Origin of the sequence: Phenylobacterium sp., assembly GCF_030681155.1 — a bacterium.
In the GTDB taxonomy this organism is placed as follows: Bacteria; Pseudomonadota; Alphaproteobacteria; order Caulobacterales; family Caulobacteraceae; genus Phenylobacterium.
This window is the reverse complement of sequence record NZ_JAUXXE010000013.1, coordinates 1-14998: the sequence shown is the minus strand read 5'-3', so window position 1 is coordinate 14998 and position 14998 is coordinate 1. Positions and strand designations below refer to the sequence as shown.

21 protein-coding genes, 1 other RNA gene and 1 pseudogene are annotated in these 14998 nt (G+C 67.0%); 6 read left to right on the top strand and 17 right to left on the bottom strand.

Translation table 11 applies throughout. From position 1 onward, the window contains the following. Positions 1 to 119: 119 nt before the first annotated feature. Positions 120 to 1022: an N-formylglutamate amidohydrolase gene (locus tag Q8M13_RS02275; protein WP_305298006.1), complete on the top strand. Its 903-nt coding sequence runs from the start codon at positions 120 to 122 to the stop codon at positions 1020 to 1022. 38 nt (positions 1023 to 1060) lie between these two features. On the opposite strand, the gene Q8M13_RS02270 is transcribed toward Q8M13_RS02275, so the two are convergent. The 6 genes from Q8M13_RS02270 to recR form a co-directional block, all read right to left on the bottom strand. Continuing rightward, positions 1061 to 1459 (bottom strand): GFA family protein, encoded by a 399-nt coding sequence (locus Q8M13_RS02270; RefSeq protein WP_305297997.1) that lies wholly within the window; start codon positions 1457 to 1459, stop codon positions 1061 to 1063. Between the two features lie 33 nt (positions 1460 to 1492). Further along, a complete protein-coding gene (locus Q8M13_RS02265; protein WP_305297996.1) occupies positions 1493 to 1906 on the bottom strand; it encodes a DUF1801 domain-containing protein in 414 nt (137 codons plus the stop codon). A gap of 23 nt (positions 1907 to 1929) precedes the next feature. Continuing rightward, complete coding sequence (locus Q8M13_RS02260) at positions 1930 to 2367, bottom strand: DUF1801 domain-containing protein (protein WP_305297995.1); 438 nt, start codon at positions 2365 to 2367, stop codon at positions 1930 to 1932. 160 nt (positions 2368 to 2527) lie between these two features. Further along, positions 2528 to 2959: an SRPBCC domain-containing protein gene (locus tag Q8M13_RS02255; protein ID WP_305297994.1), complete on the bottom strand. Its 432-nt coding sequence runs from the start codon at positions 2957 to 2959 to the stop codon at positions 2528 to 2530. Further along, positions 2956 to 3279, bottom strand: coding sequence for a helix-turn-helix transcriptional regulator (locus tag Q8M13_RS02250; RefSeq protein ID WP_305297993.1), 324 nt, complete (start codon positions 3277 to 3279; stop codon positions 2956 to 2958). The genes Q8M13_RS02255 and Q8M13_RS02250 overlap by 4 nt, the downstream gene beginning before the upstream one ends. Positions 3280 to 3369: 90 nt before the next feature. After that, the gene (gene recR / locus Q8M13_RS02245; RefSeq protein ID WP_305297992.1) at positions 3370 to 3972 is read right to left on the bottom strand and encodes a recombination mediator RecR; all 603 of its coding nucleotides are present in this window, start codon (positions 3970 to 3972) and stop codon (positions 3370 to 3372) included. A gap of 103 nt (positions 3973 to 4075) precedes the next feature. Here recR and Q8M13_RS02240 point away from each other — a divergent pair, with 103 nt between their 5' ends. After that, entirely contained in the window at positions 4076 to 4600 is a 525-nt protein-coding gene (locus Q8M13_RS02240) for a GNAT family N-acetyltransferase (RefSeq protein ID WP_305297991.1), read from the top strand. A gap of 8 nt (positions 4601 to 4608) precedes the next feature. Here the strand turns inward: Q8M13_RS02240 and Q8M13_RS02235 are convergent, their stop codons facing one another. The 4 genes from Q8M13_RS02235 to ffs all read right to left on the bottom strand — a co-directional run bounded on the left by Q8M13_RS02235 (position 4609) and on the right by ffs (position 7438). Then, positions 4609 to 5133, bottom strand: coding sequence for a hypothetical protein (locus Q8M13_RS02235; protein WP_305297990.1), 525 nt, complete (start codon positions 5131 to 5133; stop codon positions 4609 to 4611). A 42-nt stretch (positions 5134 to 5175) separates the two neighbouring features. After that, positions 5176 to 5502: a YbaB/EbfC family nucleoid-associated protein gene (locus tag Q8M13_RS02230; RefSeq protein WP_305297989.1), complete on the bottom strand. Its 327-nt coding sequence runs from the start codon at positions 5500 to 5502 to the stop codon at positions 5176 to 5178. Positions 5503 to 5509: 7 nt separating this feature from the next. Then, positions 5510 to 7303: a DNA polymerase III subunit gamma/tau gene (locus Q8M13_RS02225; protein ID WP_305297988.1), complete on the bottom strand. Its 1794-nt coding sequence runs from the start codon at positions 7301 to 7303 to the stop codon at positions 5510 to 5512. A gap of 43 nt (positions 7304 to 7346) precedes the next feature. Next, positions 7347 to 7438: signal recognition particle sRNA small type (gene ffs / locus Q8M13_RS02220), an RNA gene on the bottom strand. A gap of 64 nt (positions 7439 to 7502) precedes the next feature. Between ffs and nudC the strand changes: the two genes are divergently transcribed. Next, complete coding sequence (gene nudC / locus Q8M13_RS02215) at positions 7503 to 8432, top strand: NAD(+) diphosphatase (protein ID WP_305297987.1); 930 nt, start codon at positions 7503 to 7505, stop codon at positions 8430 to 8432. Positions 8433 to 8571: 139 nt separating this feature from the next. Here nudC and Q8M13_RS02210 read toward each other — a convergent pair whose 3' ends face one another. The 3 genes from Q8M13_RS02210 to Q8M13_RS02200 are packed head-to-tail and all read right to left on the bottom strand — an operon-like array spanning position 8572 to position 10452. After that, the gene (locus tag Q8M13_RS02210) at positions 8572 to 8871 is read right to left on the bottom strand and encodes a hypothetical protein (RefSeq protein ID WP_305297986.1); all 300 of its coding nucleotides are present in this window, start codon (positions 8869 to 8871) and stop codon (positions 8572 to 8574) included. A gap of 1 nt (position 8872) precedes the next feature. Further along, complete coding sequence (locus Q8M13_RS02205) at positions 8873 to 9718, bottom strand: prephenate dehydratase (protein ID WP_305297985.1); 846 nt, start codon at positions 9716 to 9718, stop codon at positions 8873 to 8875. Further along, positions 9715 to 10452, bottom strand: a complete 738-nt coding sequence (locus tag Q8M13_RS02200) for a 3-deoxy-manno-octulosonate cytidylyltransferase (RefSeq protein WP_305297984.1) — start codon at positions 10450 to 10452, stop codon at positions 9715 to 9717. The genes Q8M13_RS02205 and Q8M13_RS02200 overlap by 4 nt, the downstream gene beginning before the upstream one ends. 135 nt (positions 10453 to 10587) lie before the next feature. Between Q8M13_RS02200 and Q8M13_RS02195 the strand changes: the two genes are divergently transcribed. After that, complete coding sequence (locus Q8M13_RS02195) at positions 10588 to 11310, top strand: cytochrome c family protein (RefSeq protein WP_305297983.1); 723 nt, start codon at positions 10588 to 10590, stop codon at positions 11308 to 11310. A 4-nt stretch (positions 11311 to 11314) separates the two neighbouring features. Here Q8M13_RS02195 and Q8M13_RS02190 read toward each other — a convergent pair whose 3' ends face one another. Both Q8M13_RS02190 and Q8M13_RS02185 read right to left on the bottom strand, forming a co-directional pair. Continuing rightward, on the bottom strand, positions 11315 to 11659 hold the full coding sequence (locus Q8M13_RS02190) for a C40 family peptidase (protein ID WP_370869923.1): 345 nt from the start codon (positions 11657 to 11659) through the stop codon (positions 11315 to 11317). 47 nt (positions 11660 to 11706) lie between these two features. Next, positions 11707 to 12075, bottom strand: a complete 369-nt coding sequence (locus Q8M13_RS02185; protein ID WP_305297982.1) for a helix-turn-helix domain-containing protein — start codon at positions 12073 to 12075, stop codon at positions 11707 to 11709. Positions 12076 to 12187: 112 nt separating this feature from the next. On the opposite strand from Q8M13_RS02185, the gene Q8M13_RS02180 reads away from it, so the two are divergent. Together Q8M13_RS02180 and Q8M13_RS02175 are read left to right on the top strand one after the other, a co-directional pair. After that, positions 12188 to 12931, top strand: coding sequence for an SDR family NAD(P)-dependent oxidoreductase (locus Q8M13_RS02180; RefSeq protein WP_305297981.1), 744 nt, complete (start codon positions 12188 to 12190; stop codon positions 12929 to 12931). A 128-nt stretch (positions 12932 to 13059) separates the two neighbouring features. Next, positions 13060 to 13218: pseudogene (locus Q8M13_RS02175) on the top strand (cytochrome c family protein); the annotation flags it as partial. 4 nt (positions 13219 to 13222) lie between these two features. Here Q8M13_RS02175 and Q8M13_RS02170 read toward each other — a convergent pair. Together Q8M13_RS02170 and Q8M13_RS02165 are read right to left on the bottom strand one after the other, a co-directional pair. Next, complete coding sequence (locus Q8M13_RS02170; RefSeq protein WP_305297980.1) at positions 13223 to 14056, bottom strand: NlpC/P60 family protein; 834 nt, start codon at positions 14054 to 14056, stop codon at positions 13223 to 13225. Next, positions 14053 to 14998, bottom strand: a 946-nt coding sequence (locus Q8M13_RS02165; RefSeq protein ID WP_305297979.1) for a M17 family metallopeptidase, incomplete at its 5' end; no start/stop codon positions are given. The genes Q8M13_RS02165 and Q8M13_RS02170, both read right to left, overlap by 4 nt.

The window sequence follows — 14998 nt, the reverse complement described above, 5'->3', positions numbered from 1 at the left end:
CTCCGCAAGGCGTCAATCGTAAAGCGGGACTCTAGCGCGGCAGATGTAAATCCACGGTGAACCGCGCCAGCATCGTGATCCGTTTGACCCGAAGGGAGACGCATCGTCATATGGCCGCGATGAACGCCTGGGAACCCATCGCCGCAGATGCCGCCGCGCCGAAGGTCCCGCCCTTCGAGGTGCGACGCGCCGCCGAGGCGGGAACCGCCGCGCCGACCGCCCTGGTGTTCGCATCGCCCCACTCCGGCCGGTCCTATCCCGAGGATATGATGGCCGCTGCGGCGCTCGACGCCCACGCCATCCGCCGTTCTGAAGACGCCTATGTCGATGAGCTGATCGGGGCCTCGCCCTCGCTCGGCGCGGCGATGATCTCGGCCAATCTGGCGCGAGCCTATATCGATCTCAACCGCGAGGCTTTCGAACTCGACCAGGGCATGTTCGCCGACGAACTGCCCGACTTCGCCCGCGCCCGCACCGCCCGTGTGGCCGCCGGCCTCGGCGCCATCGCCCGCGTGGTCTCCGAGGGCCAGGAAATCTACGCTCGCAAGCTGACCTTCGCCGAGGCGCGAGGCCGGATCGAGGGAACCCACACGCCCTATCACGCCGCTCTGGCGCGCTTGCTGGGCGAGGCCCACTCCGCCCACGGCTACGCCATACTGATCGATTGGCATTCGATGCCGGCCGCCGCTGCGCGCACAGGCGGTCGTGACGGCCCCTGCGACATGGTGCTGGGCGATCGCTTCGGCGCCTCGTGCTCCAGCCTCGTGACCCAGCGCGTCGAGCGCGAACTGGAAGCCATGGGCTATCGTGTTGCGCGCAACGCCCCCTATGCGGGCGGCTACACCACCGAACACTACGGTCGCCCGATGCGGCGCACGCACGCCCTGCAGATCGAGATCAACCGCGCGCTCTATCTGGACGAAGTGTCCCTGGAGCCCACGCAGGGCTTCGCCAAGCTTCAGGCCGACCTCGAAGCTCTCACCCGCACCCTGGCCGCCGCCGACTGGTCGGGCCTGCGTTAGGCGATCCAGCCTCGGTCAGGCTCCGACCGCATCGGCAATCAACTCGACCGCTCGTCGAAATGTCGGACCCCGGCTTCGTCACGATCCCAATCGGCCTTTGAAGCGCAGAACAGATGCGTACGAACGCCCCTGCCTAGGGGCGCATCCAGCGTGCCGGCGGTCACATAGACATTGTGCGCGTCTGTTTCGGCCGGCAGCGGCGTACCGCAGGTCTTGCAGCGGGTGATGGAATAGGTCGGGCGCACGGCGAAGGTGACGCCGTGATCCTCGCCCCGCACCCAGCGAAAGCGGTCCAGCGGCACAATCAGAATCGAATTTCCGTTCGAGCCCGAGGCCTTGCGGCACAGGGAGCAATGGCAGACCCAGACCCCGTCGATGTCCCCATCGATCTCATAGGCTCTGGCGCCACAAAGACAGCTGCCTGTTCGAACAGTCATGGCTTTCCAATCCTTGGGATAGCAGGCCTGAGCCTAGGCCTTCTTGCGCGAGGTGTTCAGCGCGACGGCGGCGACGATGAGCTTCTGAAAAGCCGCTTCATCGATCTTCTCGCCTTCGTGGATATCGATGGCGCGGCGGGTGGAGCCTTCGAGGCTGGAATTGAACAGGCCTGAGGGGTCTTCGAGCGAAGCGCCCTTGGCGAAGGTCAGCTTCACGGCGCTCTTGTAGGTCTCGCCGGTGCAGATGATCCCGGCGTGCTCCCACACCGGAACGCCTCGCCACTTCCACGTCTCGATCACGTCTGGATCGGCCTGCTTGATCAGGGCTCGGACACGGGCGAGCGTCTCGCCTCGCCAGTCCGCCAATTCCTTGATCCGCGCATCGATCAACTGAGCGGGCGCCTCCCCCGCATCTGCGCCCTTTGTCGGGCTGGTCATCTTCGTCATGGCGTCGCCTTTCCTGGGGCCGCTCACATTCGTTCGCCGGGCAACTGGCTGGCCTGCTTCACCCAGTCGGTGAGTTGAGCCTCATCGATCTGGTCGGCCTCATGGATGTGGAAGTAGCGCACGTTCTTCTGCTTGGACTCGACCGGCGGGACCGGATTGAGCGACGCACCCTGGAAGAAGGCCAGCTTGATGTATTTGGCGAAGACGTGGACGCCCAGGAACCAGCCCTGGCCCTCGACGCCGTACAGCGGCGAGTTCCACTTCACCGCCTTGGCCACGCCGGGAACGGCGGCTTCGACCAAGGCGTCCAGGCGGCGCCCGACCTCGCTCTTCCAACCCGGCATGGCCGCGATATAGGCCTGCACGGGCGCGTCTCCGCATCCCTTCGGGATCTGCGGGTTGCCGCCGGACAGCAGCTTCACAGCGTCCTGCGGCGACTTTCCAGGCGTCTTGCCAGCCATGGTCTTCACTCCTGTCTGTAAAGCGCCTCGACCGGCTCGCCACCGCGCCGCATAGGGAACACGAAGACGAACAACATCCAGCAATGGATCTGCCGGCTCCAGGTGTTCCTGCCCGTTGGAATCTCCTGTGCAGACGGGCCGAAGCAGGCAGTCCCTACCCTCAACCAGCGCGCGCCAAAAGCTCTTCCAGGGCGGTGAAGAAGCCCTTCCATCCGGCCTGGGCGCCGCCAAAGGCCTGCTTTTGATCGGGGCGGAAGCCGGCTTGCTCCATGCGCAGAAGCGTTCCGGAGCCGGTTGGAGTGAGGGTGAAGGTCACCACGCTCTGCAAGGCGTAGGCCGCATCCTCGTGGTCGAAATTCCAGGTGTAGGACAAGGTCTTGTTCGGTTCGACGGCAAGGACTTCGCACCCCAGGACGCCGCCCCACTCGCCGGTGAGGTTAAAGCGGTGGCCCACCTCCGGCTTGAAGTCGTTCTTCATCAACCACGCCTCGATCAGGTGGGGTTGGGTGAGCGCGCGCCAGATCTTTTCGGCGGGGAACGGGATCTCCCGTTCGACAACGACGGAACGCGTTTCAGTCGCGGTCGGGCTCATTGGTCCATCCTCTTGAGCAGATCTTCGAGGTCGTCGAACCGGGTCTCCCAGAACCCGGTCATCCGGCTCGTCCAGTCGACCAGCGGGGCCAAGGCGCCGAGTTGGGCGCTATAGTGCGTCTGACGCCCTTCGTGGCGATCACGCACCAGACCGGCCTGCTTCAGGACGCCAAGGTGCTTGGAGACCGCCGGCTGCGACACCCCGGCTTGAGACGTCAGGGCCCCGACCGTCTGCTCTCCGTCGCGGCACAGCCGCTCGAAGAGGGCGCGCCGAGTGGGATCGGCGAGCGTTCTGAAAATCTGGTCGTGAGCGCTTTGCATAGGAACTCATAACTCGCTGGCTATTGATTAGATCCATAACCAATGAGCTATGAGTGATCAAGCACTCGATATCGCTCGGAAGAGAGCGCCCTAAGCGGGCCGGCGCGCCCGCATGGCCTGGTTGATGGTGCCGTCATCCAGCCAGTCCAGCTCGCCGCCCACCGGTACGCCGCGCGCCAGCATGGTCACCGAGACATCGGCGTTGGAGAGCCGCTCGGCCAGATAATGGGCCGTGGTCTGACCATCCACCGTGGCCGGCAGCGCCAGGATCACCTCGCTGACGCCGCCGTCCGAAGCCCGCTCCACCAACGGACCGATCCGCAGGGCCTCAGGCCCGACGCCGTCCAGCGCCGAGAGCAAGCCGCCCAGCACGTGATAACGGCCGCGGAACGCCACCGCGCGCTCCATGGCCCAGAGCGCGCCAACCTCTTCGACCACGCAGATCAGCGAGGCGTCGCGATGGGTGTCGGCGCAGATCGCGCAGGGATCCTGGGTGTCGAGCGATCCACAGAGTGTGCAGGTCTTCACCCGCTGGGCGGCGGTCGACAGCGCCTCGGCTAGCGGGAGCAGGAGCTGGTCCCGGCGCTTCAGCAGCGCCAGGGTGGCGCGCCGCGCCGAGCGGGGACCAAGCCCCGGCAATTTCGACAACAGCGCGATCAGCCGCTCGATTTCAGGTCCGGCGGAAGCTGCCAAGTGATCTCCGTCAGGGGTAGGCGCAGGATCGCCGAAGCAGCGTCCCGATCGTTCGTGCATATGTAACGACGCAGGCGACAGACGCGAGGATGGAGATGACGCTGTGAGAGAACAAGAGGCTCCACAGCTAGCGCCCTACCAGGTGCGGCGTCTGACGGACGCCGACGCGGCCGAGATCCAGGACCTCTACGTGCGCTGTACGGCCTTTGTCGAACTGGTCGAGGGCCGCCCGCCGGCCTCGCACGACGGGCTCGACCTGCTGCAGGCCAAACCGCCAGGGGTGAAAGACGAGGACAAGTTGGTGTTCGGCCTCTTCGAGGCCGGCCGGATGATCGGCGCTCTAGACGTCTTGCGCGGCTATCCAGAGCCGGACATCTGGTATCTGGGCCTGCTGATGCTGTCGCCCGAGACCCGCAACCGCGGGCTAGGCGCCCAGGTCTATGCGGCGACGCGCCGTTGGGTCGAGGCCAATGGCGGCAAGGCTGTCCGGCTGATCGTTCAGGCCCAGAACGACGCCGCCCTGCGCTTCTGGGAGCGGCAGGGCTTCGTCGTGATCGGCGCTACGACCCAAGATACCGGCGAGCGCACGAACGAAGTGTTTCGGATGGAGCAGCGGCTGGGCGGCTAAGACGGCGCCTACTTGCGGGTGACGGTGATCTCGAAGGGCCCGCTTTCGCCGCGCCGGGCAGCCGCCCGCACCATGAACGGCTGCAGCAGATAAGTGGTGTCCTTGACCGCGGTCAGGGTAGCGTTCGGACCATCGACTTCGCCGCGATGGACCGCGGCCCCGCTGGCGTCGGCGGCGTCGGTCACGTTCATGTAGAGGCTGGTGTTCGCGGACTTGAAGGCCACGACCAGGGTCTGCCCGGCCGCCACCGGCACGGCGTAGACCGGCGCCTTGTAGCCCTTGATCTCGCCGGACGCGGTCGTCGTGCCGGCCGGGGCGAAGGTCAGAACCTCAAGGGTGTTGTCGGGCGTCAGGCGCGCCTGAACCGTGGCGGTGTCCACCACCGGCAGGGTGACGACGGCAGGGGCGGGCGCAGCGGCGGGCGCGGCGGGCGTCGCCTCGGCGGCGGTTTCCTTGGCCGGTTGCGCCGGTCCGCTGCAGGCCGCCAGGCCAAGCACCAGGACGCTCGTCAGAGTCAGGGCCGCAGTTCTCATCGCGCATTCCTTGTTGTCGGGCCAGCAGACGGCAGGCGCCTGTTAGAACTTCGGCATGCCCGGAAGGTTCATTCCGGCCAGCGGTCCGGCGGCCTCGCGCATCAGATCGGCCTGCTGGGCGTCGAGTTTGCGCTTGGCGTCGGCATGGGCCGCGACGATCAGATCGGAGATCACCTCGCCCTCGCCGGGGGCCAGCAGGCTCTCGTCCAGCTCGACGCCGGACAGCTCGCCGGTACCGCGCAGGGTGACCTTGACCATCCCGCCGCCGGACGTGCCCTCGACCACGATCTCGGCGATGCGGGCCTGGGCGTCGGCCAGCTTCTGCTGCATGGCCTGAGCCTGCTTCATGATGGAGCCGAGATCTTTCATGGCAGCCTCACTCGTCGTCTTCGTCTTCGTCGGGCGCGTCGGTCATCGGCGACGCCTCGGGTTGGGGTAGATTGCGCACGCTGATGATCTCGGCGCCAGGGAAGGCGGCCATCACCGACAGCACAAAAGGATCGACCTCGATCTCGGCGCGGACCTCGCGCTCTTCGCGCTTCTGGCGCTCCCAGGCGCTCTCGGCCCCGCCGCCGCCCTGGGCCGCGACCAGCCAGGGCTGACCGGTCCACTCCTTGAGCCTCGCCACCAGGCGCTGGGCCAGGTTGTTCGGCGCGCCGGGCGCGGGTTCATATTCCAGCACGCCCGGACGGAAGCTGATCGGGCGCACATAGCGCTCGACGTCCAGCCGCAGCGCGATCTCGCGCTTCTTGTCCATCAGGGCGATGACGTCGGCGAAGGACTTCAGCACCGGGGCCGCGTCGCTGACCGCCGGCTGCGGCATGGCGCGGGCCTGGGCCGTGACCCCGCCGCCGCCCATCGAGGCCGACACCCCGCCGCCACCGCCGCCACCGCCCGAAGGCGGCCCGCCGGTCAGGGGCTCGCCCGACTGCAGGCGTCGCAGCGCCTCCTCTGGGCCAGGCAGGTCGGCGGCGTAGGCCAGACGGATCAGCGCCATGTCGCAGGCGGCCGCGGCGTCAGGCGCGCGGCGAACCTCCTCATGGGCCTTCAGCAGCATCTGCCAGATCCGCGACAGATTGCCGGCAGAGACCGCCGCCCCCACCGCGGCCAGGCGCGCGGCCTGTTCCTTGGGCAAGGTCAGGGCCTGCGGGCCGATCGCCTTGGCGACCGAGGCCCCATGGGTGTGGTCCAGCAGGTCGAGCATGACCTGGCCCGGCTCGGCTCCGAAATTGTACAGCGTGCGGAAAGTGGCGATCGCCGGACCGCCCTCCCCGCGCATGACCTGCTCGAACAGGCTGATGGTCTGCGCCCGGTCGGCCAGGCCCAGCATGTCGCGGATCGAGCCGGCGGTGACCATCTGGCCGGCCTCGGCCTGGACGATCGCCTGGTCCAGCATCGACTGGGCGTCGCGCACCGAACCCTCGGCGGCGCGGGCGATCAGCAGCATGCCCTCGTCCTCGACCTGCGCGCCTTCCTTGCCGGCGATCATCTCCAGGTTCTTGACGATCACGTCCGGTTCGACCCGGCGCAGGTCGAAGCGCTGGCAGCGCGACAGGATCGTCACCGGGACCTTGCGGATCTCGGTGGTGGCGAAGATGAACTTGGCGTGGGGTGGCGGCTCTTCGAGGGTCTTCAGGAGCGCGTTGAACGCCCCCGTCGACAGCTTGTGCACCTCGTCGATGATGTAGACCGTGTAGCGCGCCTCGACTGGCGCATAACGCACCCCGTCGAGCAGTTCGCGCATGTCGGCCACGCCGGTGCGGCTGGCGGCGTCGAGCTCCAGCACATCCATGTGCCGGCCCTCGATGATCGAGCGGCAATGGCGGCCTTCCTCGTTCAGGTCGAGGGTCGGCGCGTGAATCGAATCGGTTTCGTAGTTCAGCGCCCGGGCCAGCAGGCGCGCGGTCGTGGTCTTGCCGACCCCGCGCACCCCGGTGAGCATGAAGGCGTGGGCGATCCGGCCGCTGGCGAAGGCGTTGCGCAGCGTGCGCACCATCGCCTCCTGGCCGAACAGGTCGTCGAACGTCCGCGGGCGATATTTCCGCGCAATGACGGTGTAGGCGGCTGATTGCTCGGCGGGCGCGGCGGCAGGCGCAGCTACGGGCGCCCCGAACATGTCGCTCGTATTGGGATCGCGCTCGAGGGTCTCGGGTTCTTCTTCGTCAGCCATTGGCGCCCGAGGATTGAGGCTGGAACCCTAAGGGGTTCTGGGTGGAGACCAGGCAACGACCCGGAGCGAAACTCGTTGCGGCTGCTTCCTTCCGGACCTGACCGAGTTGGCGAGGCGTCCGCCCATCGCCCGATCTCCGCCCCCTATATCGCGGCCTTGAGGCTCGCGCGCAAGCGGCAGCAGAGCTACAACTCCGCACATGCCTCTTTCCGCCTTCCAGAACACCTTCGCCGGCAACCCTTTGAACCGCGCCAGCGAAAGGCGCGGCGACGCCTCTTGGCTCGCCGAAAAGCTTGCTGCGCCTGATTCGCTGGCCGTCGCCGTGTGGAACGGCAAGCCATTCGTCGAGACCAACAAGGATGGCGGGGTGCAGATCGCCTACCTGCCGTCCAGGATGGCCGACGAACTGGCCGGCGGCCCCGAACGACTGCTGTTCCTGGGCCTGTGGCAAGAAACCGCGGTCTTCGCCGTCGATCTGGAGGGCGGGGTCGATCCAGCCGACGGGCCGCTGGCCGGCCTTGGCCGATTCGAGGACCTGCGCGCCATGGCCCTGCGCCTGCCGGCCACTGACGCGGCGATCATGGCGACGTCGAAGCAGATGTTCGAATGGCGCCGCCGCCACCGCCACTGCTCGTCCTGTGGCGAACAGACCGACGTCATCGACGGCGGCTGGAAGCGGTCCTGCCCGTCCTGCAAGGCCGAGCATTTCCCCCGCACCGATCCGGTGGTGATCATGCTGGCGGTGCACGAGGACCGCTGCATGCTCGGCCGCCAGGAAATCTGGCCGCCCGGCATGTTCTCGGCCCTGGCCGGCTTCCTGGAGCCTGGCGAAACCATCGAAGAGGCCTGCGCCCGCGAACTTGAGGAAGAGGCCGGGCTGAAGACGCTGTCGGTCGTCTATCACTCGACCCAGCCCTGGCCCTACCCGTCATCCCTGATGATCGGCCTGATCGCCCAGGTGGCCAGCGACGAAGCCACGCCCGACCAGACCGAACTGTCGGAAGTCCGCTGGTTCACCAAGCCGCAGGCGCGCGACCTGCTGGCCGGCAAGATCGAAGGAACCTTCGCCCCCGGCGCCATGGCCATCGCCCACCAGCTCCTGAAAGCCTGGGCGGAAAGCGAAGACTAGAAGCCAACCATCCCTCTCCCTCGGGAGAGGTTAGGTGAGGGGGCCGCGCAGCGGCGCTCTACTGACGGCCGACCAGCGCATCGGCGAGGCCGCAAGGCCCCTCACCCGACCTCTCCCCAGCGGGGAGAGGAGAAATGGCTCAAACCACCTTCAGCACGACCTCGGAATCGTCCCCGCGGCGCGTCCGGCGTTCCAGCCTGGCTTGGCCGATCGCATTGGACAGCCGCTCGGCGAAGGCCCGAACCTCGGGGTTCTCCGCGCCGGTCACGGTGATCATGTACGGCGGCGAGAGCTCGCTCATGGTCCCGAACACCATCGAATCGACGAACGATTCGATGCTGGAGCCGTGACCTGGCAGGGCCTGGATCGCCTCCTGGAGCACCCGGCCGAATTCCTTGGGATTGCGGCAGGCCGCGACGTCGATCTCGATCGTTTTCATATCAGCCACGCGACCTGAAGGGATCGGCCGGATAGACGCCGAGAATCTCGAACCGTTCGGAGAAGAACCGCAGCTCCTCAAGCGCCAGCGCCAGGTCGCGATCTTCGGGGCGGCCGTCGACCTCGGCGTAGAAGAAGGTCGCGGTGAAGGCGCCGTTCTCCATGTAGCTTTCCAGCTTGGTCATGTTCACGCCGTTGGTCGCAAAGCCCCCCAGCGCCTTATAGAGCGCGGCCGGCAGGTTGCGGACCCGGAAGATGAAGCTGGTCACGCACGGGCTGGTGAACGGCGGCGGCGGCGGTTCCTTGTCGGCGGTCATCACCAGGAAGCGCGTGGTGTTGTTGTGCTCGTCCTCGATATCGCGCGCGACGATCTCCAGGCCGTACAGCTCCGCGGCCAGGGCCGGCGAAATCGCGCCGCGGGTCGGATCTGGATTTTCCGACAGCAGCTTGGCCGCCAGGGCGGTGTCGCCCACCGGCTCGGTCTTCAGCCCCATGCGGCGCAACGACTTGCGGCACTGGCCCAGCGCGATCGGCATGGAGGCGACGGTTTTCACGTCCTCCAGCTTCACGCCCGGATTGACCATCAACTGGAAGTGAATCGGCTTGAATCGCTCGCCGATGATCTTCAGCCCCGACGAGGGCAGCAGGTGGTGAACGTCCGCGACCCGGCCGGCGATCGAGTTTTCAACAGGAATCATGCCGAGCTGGCAGTCGCCCGCCTTCACCGCGTCGAACGCCTCCTCGAAGGCCGCATGCGGCACCGGCTCCATGTCTGGAAAGGCCGCGACGCAAGCCTCATGGCTATTGGCGCCGAGCTCGCCCTGAAAGGCGATCCGTCCCTTGGTCATGAAGTCTTCCTTGCGTGGGCGCGGGCCCGTTCGAGATCGGCAGGGTTATCGACCGAGATCGGCGCTTCGTCGATGACCGCCGCCCAGATGGACATGCCCAGCTCCAGCGCCCGCAGCTGCTCCAGCCGCTCGCGCAGTTCCAGCGGCGAAGGCTCGGCGGCGGTGAAGCGCAACAGCGCCTCGCGGCGATAGCCATAGACGCCGTGATGCAGCCAGACCGGCGCGTCTCCATAGAGCACCGAGCGGGTGAAATAGAGCGCCCGGGCGCTGCGCCCGTCGGGCGCCATGGAGGCGACAACCTTTGGAATATCTGGGTTGGAGCGCTCGGCGCGGTCCGCCTCGGCGACCATCACCGTGGAGATGTCGCAGGACGGCTGGTCGGCCAGCAGCCGGGCTGTCGCCTCGACGACGCTCGGCGCCAGGAAGGGAATATCGCCCTGCAAATTGATGACGACGTCGTGCTCGCCCGCCGGATCGATCTCGTTCAGAGCCGCAACGATGCGATCTGAACCCGAGGGCAGGTCCGGATCGGTCAGCACCGCCAGCCCCCCGGCGGCGCGAACGGCCTCGACAATCTCGATATCGCCGGCCGCCACGGCCACGGGGCCAATGGACGCCGCCTGCGCCTGGCGCAGCACACGGACGATCATTGGTATGCCATTGATATCCGCCAGGGGCTTACCAGGCAGCCTGGTCGCCGCCATTCGGGCTGGGATGAGGATGATCGGTTTCATGAGGTCCTGAAGCGACCAACTGGCTGGTTGCGCGGGCGGCGGTAGCGTGTAAGAGAGCCGGGCGCAATAAGGGGCGGGGTTACCCGCGCTTCCGCCAGCCGTTGGCTGGCCGTTGAGAGGGCCGATTTAAGGACTATGAGCGACCTTACGTTCAACAAAGTCGTTGGCGCGGTGCTGGCGACCGGTCTGGCCATCGTCGGCCTTCGTGAAATTTCCTCGGGCATTTTCGCGCCGCATCCGGTCGAGAAGCCTGGCTACGCCATCGAAGTCGCCGAAGACACCGGCGGCGGCGGTGCAGTCGCCGAAGCTCCGATCGATTGGGGCACGGTGCTGCCAGTGGCCGACATCAAGGCCGGCGAAGCCGTCTTCGCCAAGTGCAAGTCCTGCCACACGATCGACGCCGGCGGCGCCAATGGCACCGGCCCGAACCTGCATGGCACCCTGGGCAAGAAGCCCGGCACCCATCCGGGCTTCGCCTATTCGTCGGGCATGATCGAAGAAGGCAACCGCGCCAAGATCTGGACCTACGAGGAAATCTCGGAGTTCCTGAAGGCGCCGCAAAAGCACGTGCCGGGCACCAAGATGACCTTCGTCGGCTTGAAGAAGCCGGAAGATCGCATCGCGGTGATCGCCTACCTGCATAGCCAAGGCTCCACCCTCCCGTTCCCGGCGCCGAACCCGGCCGCGGCTGCTGCTCCGGCGGCTCCCGCTGACGGCGCGGCGGCTCCGGCCGCCGAGGCCGGCGCTCCGACCGCGACCGGTTCGACCGCCGCTCCGGCGCCGGTTTCCGGTGGTCCGGCCGGCCAAGGTCCGGCCGCTGGCGCAGCCCCGGCGGCTCCGGCCGCCAAGGCTCACTAATCATCTAAGGACGGCGATAGGCGGTGGGTTCGCCCACCCCGGCCGCCACGTAACGAGCCCTTGTCTGCGACAAGGGCTCGATTGCTGTGGCCATATGATGCGCGTTGGCGTGGATGATGCGCTCAGCGTCCAGCATCATCGCCACATGCCCCTTCCAGAACACCAGGTCCCCACGCCGCAACCGATCTGCGGTCAGCTGCTCGCCGACCTGCTGCTGCTGGTCGGTGTCGCGCGGATAGGCTATGCCGCACGCCGCCAGCGCCTGCTGCGTCAGGCCTGGACAGTCCAATCCCAAACTCTGGGTCGTCGCCGCCGCCGTGAGACCGATGCTCGAACGCTGGTTCGCCACGCTCGGCAAGCGCCTGGGCGCCATGGCGCCAAGTTGGCCGACGGCGTCTAAGGCAAAGTGTCGCGCTTGGCGACGATGCTTGCCATTTCCGCCGTGTGCTCGGCTTGCCAGGTGCACAGTGGGACGATCGCGTCAGACAAGCTGCGACCGAGCGGAGTCAGCGCGTAGTCCACGCGCGGCGGCACTTCCTTGTAGTCGGTTCGCGTCAGCACGTGATTGGCCTCCAGATCCTTCAATTGCTGGATCAGCACCTTGTCGCTGACGCCCCGGACCAAGCGCTTGAGCTCGCCGTAGCGCTTCGGGCCGTCGCGCAGGAAAAACAGGATCAGCGGTTTCCACTTGCCCGAGATGATGCGGAGCGCGGTGTCAGACCCGTAGGAGAGGTCGGTACTGAAGGTTTGAGAAGGCGTCGTCATTCTTTTGATACTTACCAAAAGGTGCATACTTGTCTGCAGGTTATCAGGACGACATGTTTGTCCGCAAGGAAGCAATCCCTGCTTCCTTGCAACTCCAACCAAGGATCCTGAGTTGACCAGACTGAATGGAAAGACCGCCGTGATCACCGGTGGCGCTACAGGCATCGGCCGCGCCGCAGCAAAGCGCTTCATCGAGGAGGGCGCCTTCGTCTTCATCTTCGGCCGCCGGCAGGAAGCGCTCGACGCCGCTGTGGCCGACCTCGGGTCCAATGCCCGCGCGGTGAAGGGCTCGGTCTCTGATCTGGCCGACCTCGACCGACTTTACGCGGCGGTGAAGGCCGAGCGCGGAACCCTCGACATCGTCTTCGCCAATGCAGGGGTGGGAAGCCAGCTTCCGCTCGGCAAGATCACCGCCGAGCACATTGACGAGGTCTTCGACACCAATGTGAAGGGTTCGATCTTCACGGTCCAGAAGGCGCTGCCGCTGATGGGCCCGGGCGGTTCGATAATCCTGACCGCATCAAGCGCCGCGACCACGGGCGCCCCGGCATACAGCGCCTACAGCGCGAGCAAGGCGGCAGTGCGCAACCTCGCACGGTCCTGGGCGGAGGACCTGAAGGGCACCGGCATCCGGGTAAACGTGCTGTCGCCCGGGCTGACGACGACCGAACACGCGTTGGAAGTCTTAGGCGAGGAAGGCATGGAGGCCATCAGGGCCTTCGCCTCGATGACTCCGCTCCAGCGCATGGGCGATCCGGCGGAACTCGGGGCGGCTGCTGCCTTTCTCGCATCGTCAGACAGCAGCTTCATGACCGCCAGCGAGGTCTCCGTCGACGGCGGCCTATCGCAAATCTGACGCACTACGCCCGGCCGGTCGCTCCATTCGATATTTGGAGCCCGTAGGGCGTGGTAAACCGTCCGGGAAACTGGGGGAGCCAGTCTACCTGTTTCCTAGTGGTCCGAGACCGTGCGCGACCGCTGGGAACCTTCGTCGGCTTGAAGAAGCCGGAAGATCGCATCGCGGTGATCGCCTACCTGCATAGCCAAGGCTCCACCCTGCCGTTCCCGGCTCCGAACCCGACCGCGGCTGCTCCGGCCGCTCCCGCTGATGGCGCGGCTGCTCCGGCCGCCAAGGCTCACTAATCATCTAAGGACGGCGATAGGCGGTGGGTTCGCCCACCCCGGCCGCTACGTAACGAGCCCTTGTCTGCGACAAGGGCTCGATTGCTGTGGCCATATGATGCGCGTTGGCGTGGATGATCCGCTCAGCGTCCAGCATCATCGCCACGTGTCCCTTCCAGAACACCAAGTCCCCACGCCGCAACTGATCTGCGGTTAGCGGCTCGCCGAGCTGTTGCTGCTGATCGGTATCGCGCGGATAGGCTATGCCGCACGCCGCCAGCGCCTGCTGCGTCAGGCCCGAACAGTCCAGGCCCAGGCTCTCGCGCCCGCCCCACAGATAGGGCGCGCCCAGGAACCGCTCGGCCACCGCCGCGGCGTCGTCCTCGAACCACCCGGTCGGGGCAAGGTGGTCCTCGATAAACCAGCCGGCGCCGGCCGCCTTGGCGAAGCGGCCTTCCCGCGCCTCGATGCGAACCAGGGCGTTGATCGAATAGGGGCCGAAGGCTTTGGTTTTGATGCTGGGCTCGGCGAAGGCGTAGGTGCGAATCGCCGCGACGCGATGGGTCGGCAGGCCGCTCAACGGTCCCAGGGCCGCGCTCTCGACAAATCCGACATAGCCATCCCGGCGCGACTGCCCCCAGGCGAAGCCGTCCTGCTCCTCCAGCACGTCGAAAATCTCGCCGAACAGCACCTGGTCCAATTGCTCGGCGCCAAGATCCGGAGAGCGGCGCAAGGCGGCCGCCGGCGAGATGACGCTGCGCGGCGCCGGATCGGCGTAGGCGGCGGCGGCGACCAGCCCGTCCAGCGCTCGGCCCGCCAGATCGCTCCGCGCGAGCGTCACGCGTGCGTCACGGCTCACGCGAAGCGGTCCCGAATCATCTGGTAGAGCGCACGAACGGCCTGCACCTCGCCGCCCGACGGCCAGCCGGGCCGACCACGCGGATTCCACGCGAAGATGTCGAAGTGCGCCCAGGGGCCCTTCGGCGCGAACTTCTGCAGGAAGAGCGCCGCCGTCACCGAGCCCGCCTGGGCCCAGCCATCCGGGTCGTTCTTGAGGTCGGCGACGTCCGAATCGAGCGCGTCGACATAGCCCTTCCACAGCGGCATCCGCCACATCGGGTCAGACACCGCGCGCATGGCCGTTTCGATCTGGCCGGCCAGCTCCTCATCGTCGGTATAGAAGGGCGGCAGTTGCGGCCCCAGGGCGGCGCGCGCGGCGCCGGTCAGGGTCGCCAGGTCCAGGGTCAGGGCGGGCTCCAGTTCCTCGGCCCGCGTCAGGGCGTCGGCCAGGATCAACCGGCCCTCGGCATCGGTGTTGCCGACCTCGATGGTCAGGCCCTTGCGGCTGTCCAGCACGTCGCCCGGACGCATGGCGTCCCCGGAAATGGCGTTCTCCACCGCCGGGATCAGCACCGCCAGCCGCACCGGCAGGTTGGCGGCCATGATCATCCGGGCCAGGGCCAGGACGTGGGCGGCGCCCCCCATGTCCTTCTTCATGTTGCGCATGCCGGCCGAGGGCTTGATGTCCAGGCCGCCGGTGTCGAACACCACGCCCTTGCCGACCAGGGCGATCAGCGGCTTGCCGGCCTCACCCCAGGAGATCTCGATCATCCGCGGCGCGCGGTGCGGAACCGCTGCGCGACCGACCGCATGAACGGCCGGATAATTGGCTTCGAGCAGGCCCTCCCCCGTCACCACCGTGATCGAGGCGCCGTACTGCTCGGCGATCTCGCGCGCGATGGTCTCGATCTGCAGCGGCCCCATGTCGTTGGGCGGGGTGTTGACCATGTCGCGCGCCAGG

Excerpts from the sequence above, each read along its gene's own strand:
- Q8M13_RS02270 (WP_305297997.1), bottom strand. The coding sequence starts at position 1,459 with ATGACTGTTCGAACAGGCAGCTGTCTTTGTGGCGCCAGAGCCTATGAG.
- nudC (WP_305297987.1), top strand. The coding sequence starts at position 7,503 with ATGCCTCTTTCCGCCTTCCAGAACACCTTCGCCGGCAACCCTTTGAAC.
- Q8M13_RS02195 (WP_305297983.1), top strand. The coding sequence starts at position 10,588 with ATGAGCGACCTTACGTTCAACAAAGTCGTTGGCGCGGTGCTGGCGACC.
- Q8M13_RS02205 (WP_305297985.1), bottom strand. The coding sequence starts at position 9,718 with ATGACCAAGGGACGGATCGCCTTTCAGGGCGAGCTCGGCGCCAATAGC.
- Q8M13_RS02185 (WP_305297982.1), bottom strand. The coding sequence starts at position 12,075 with ATGACGACGCCTTCTCAAACCTTCAGTACCGACCTCTCCTACGGGTCT.
- Q8M13_RS02265 (WP_305297996.1), bottom strand. The coding sequence starts at position 1,906 with ATGACGAAGATGACCAGCCCGACAAAGGGCGCAGATGCGGGGGAGGCG.
- Q8M13_RS02235 (WP_305297990.1), bottom strand. The coding sequence starts at position 5,133 with ATGAGAACTGCGGCCCTGACTCTGACGAGCGTCCTGGTGCTTGGCCTG.
- Q8M13_RS02275 (WP_305298006.1), top strand. The coding sequence starts at position 120 with ATGAACGCCTGGGAACCCATCGCCGCAGATGCCGCCGCGCCGAAGGTC.
- Q8M13_RS02260 (WP_305297995.1), bottom strand. The coding sequence starts at position 2,367 with ATGGCTGGCAAGACGCCTGGAAAGTCGCCGCAGGACGCTGTGAAGCTG.
- Q8M13_RS02210 (WP_305297986.1), bottom strand. The coding sequence starts at position 8,871 with ATGAAAACGATCGAGATCGACGTCGCGGCCTGCCGCAATCCCAAGGAA.
- Q8M13_RS02230 (WP_305297989.1), bottom strand. The coding sequence starts at position 5,502 with ATGAAAGATCTCGGCTCCATCATGAAGCAGGCTCAGGCCATGCAGCAG.
- Q8M13_RS02250 (WP_305297993.1), bottom strand. The coding sequence starts at position 3,279 with ATGCAAAGCGCTCACGACCAGATTTTCAGAACGCTCGCCGATCCCACT.
- Q8M13_RS02200 (WP_305297984.1), bottom strand. The coding sequence starts at position 10,452 with ATGAAACCGATCATCCTCATCCCAGCCCGAATGGCGGCGACCAGGCTG.
- Q8M13_RS02225 (WP_305297988.1), bottom strand. The coding sequence starts at position 7,303 with ATGGCTGACGAAGAAGAACCCGAGACCCTCGAGCGCGATCCCAATACG.
- Q8M13_RS02255 (WP_305297994.1), bottom strand. The coding sequence starts at position 2,959 with ATGAGCCCGACCGCGACTGAAACGCGTTCCGTCGTTGTCGAACGGGAG.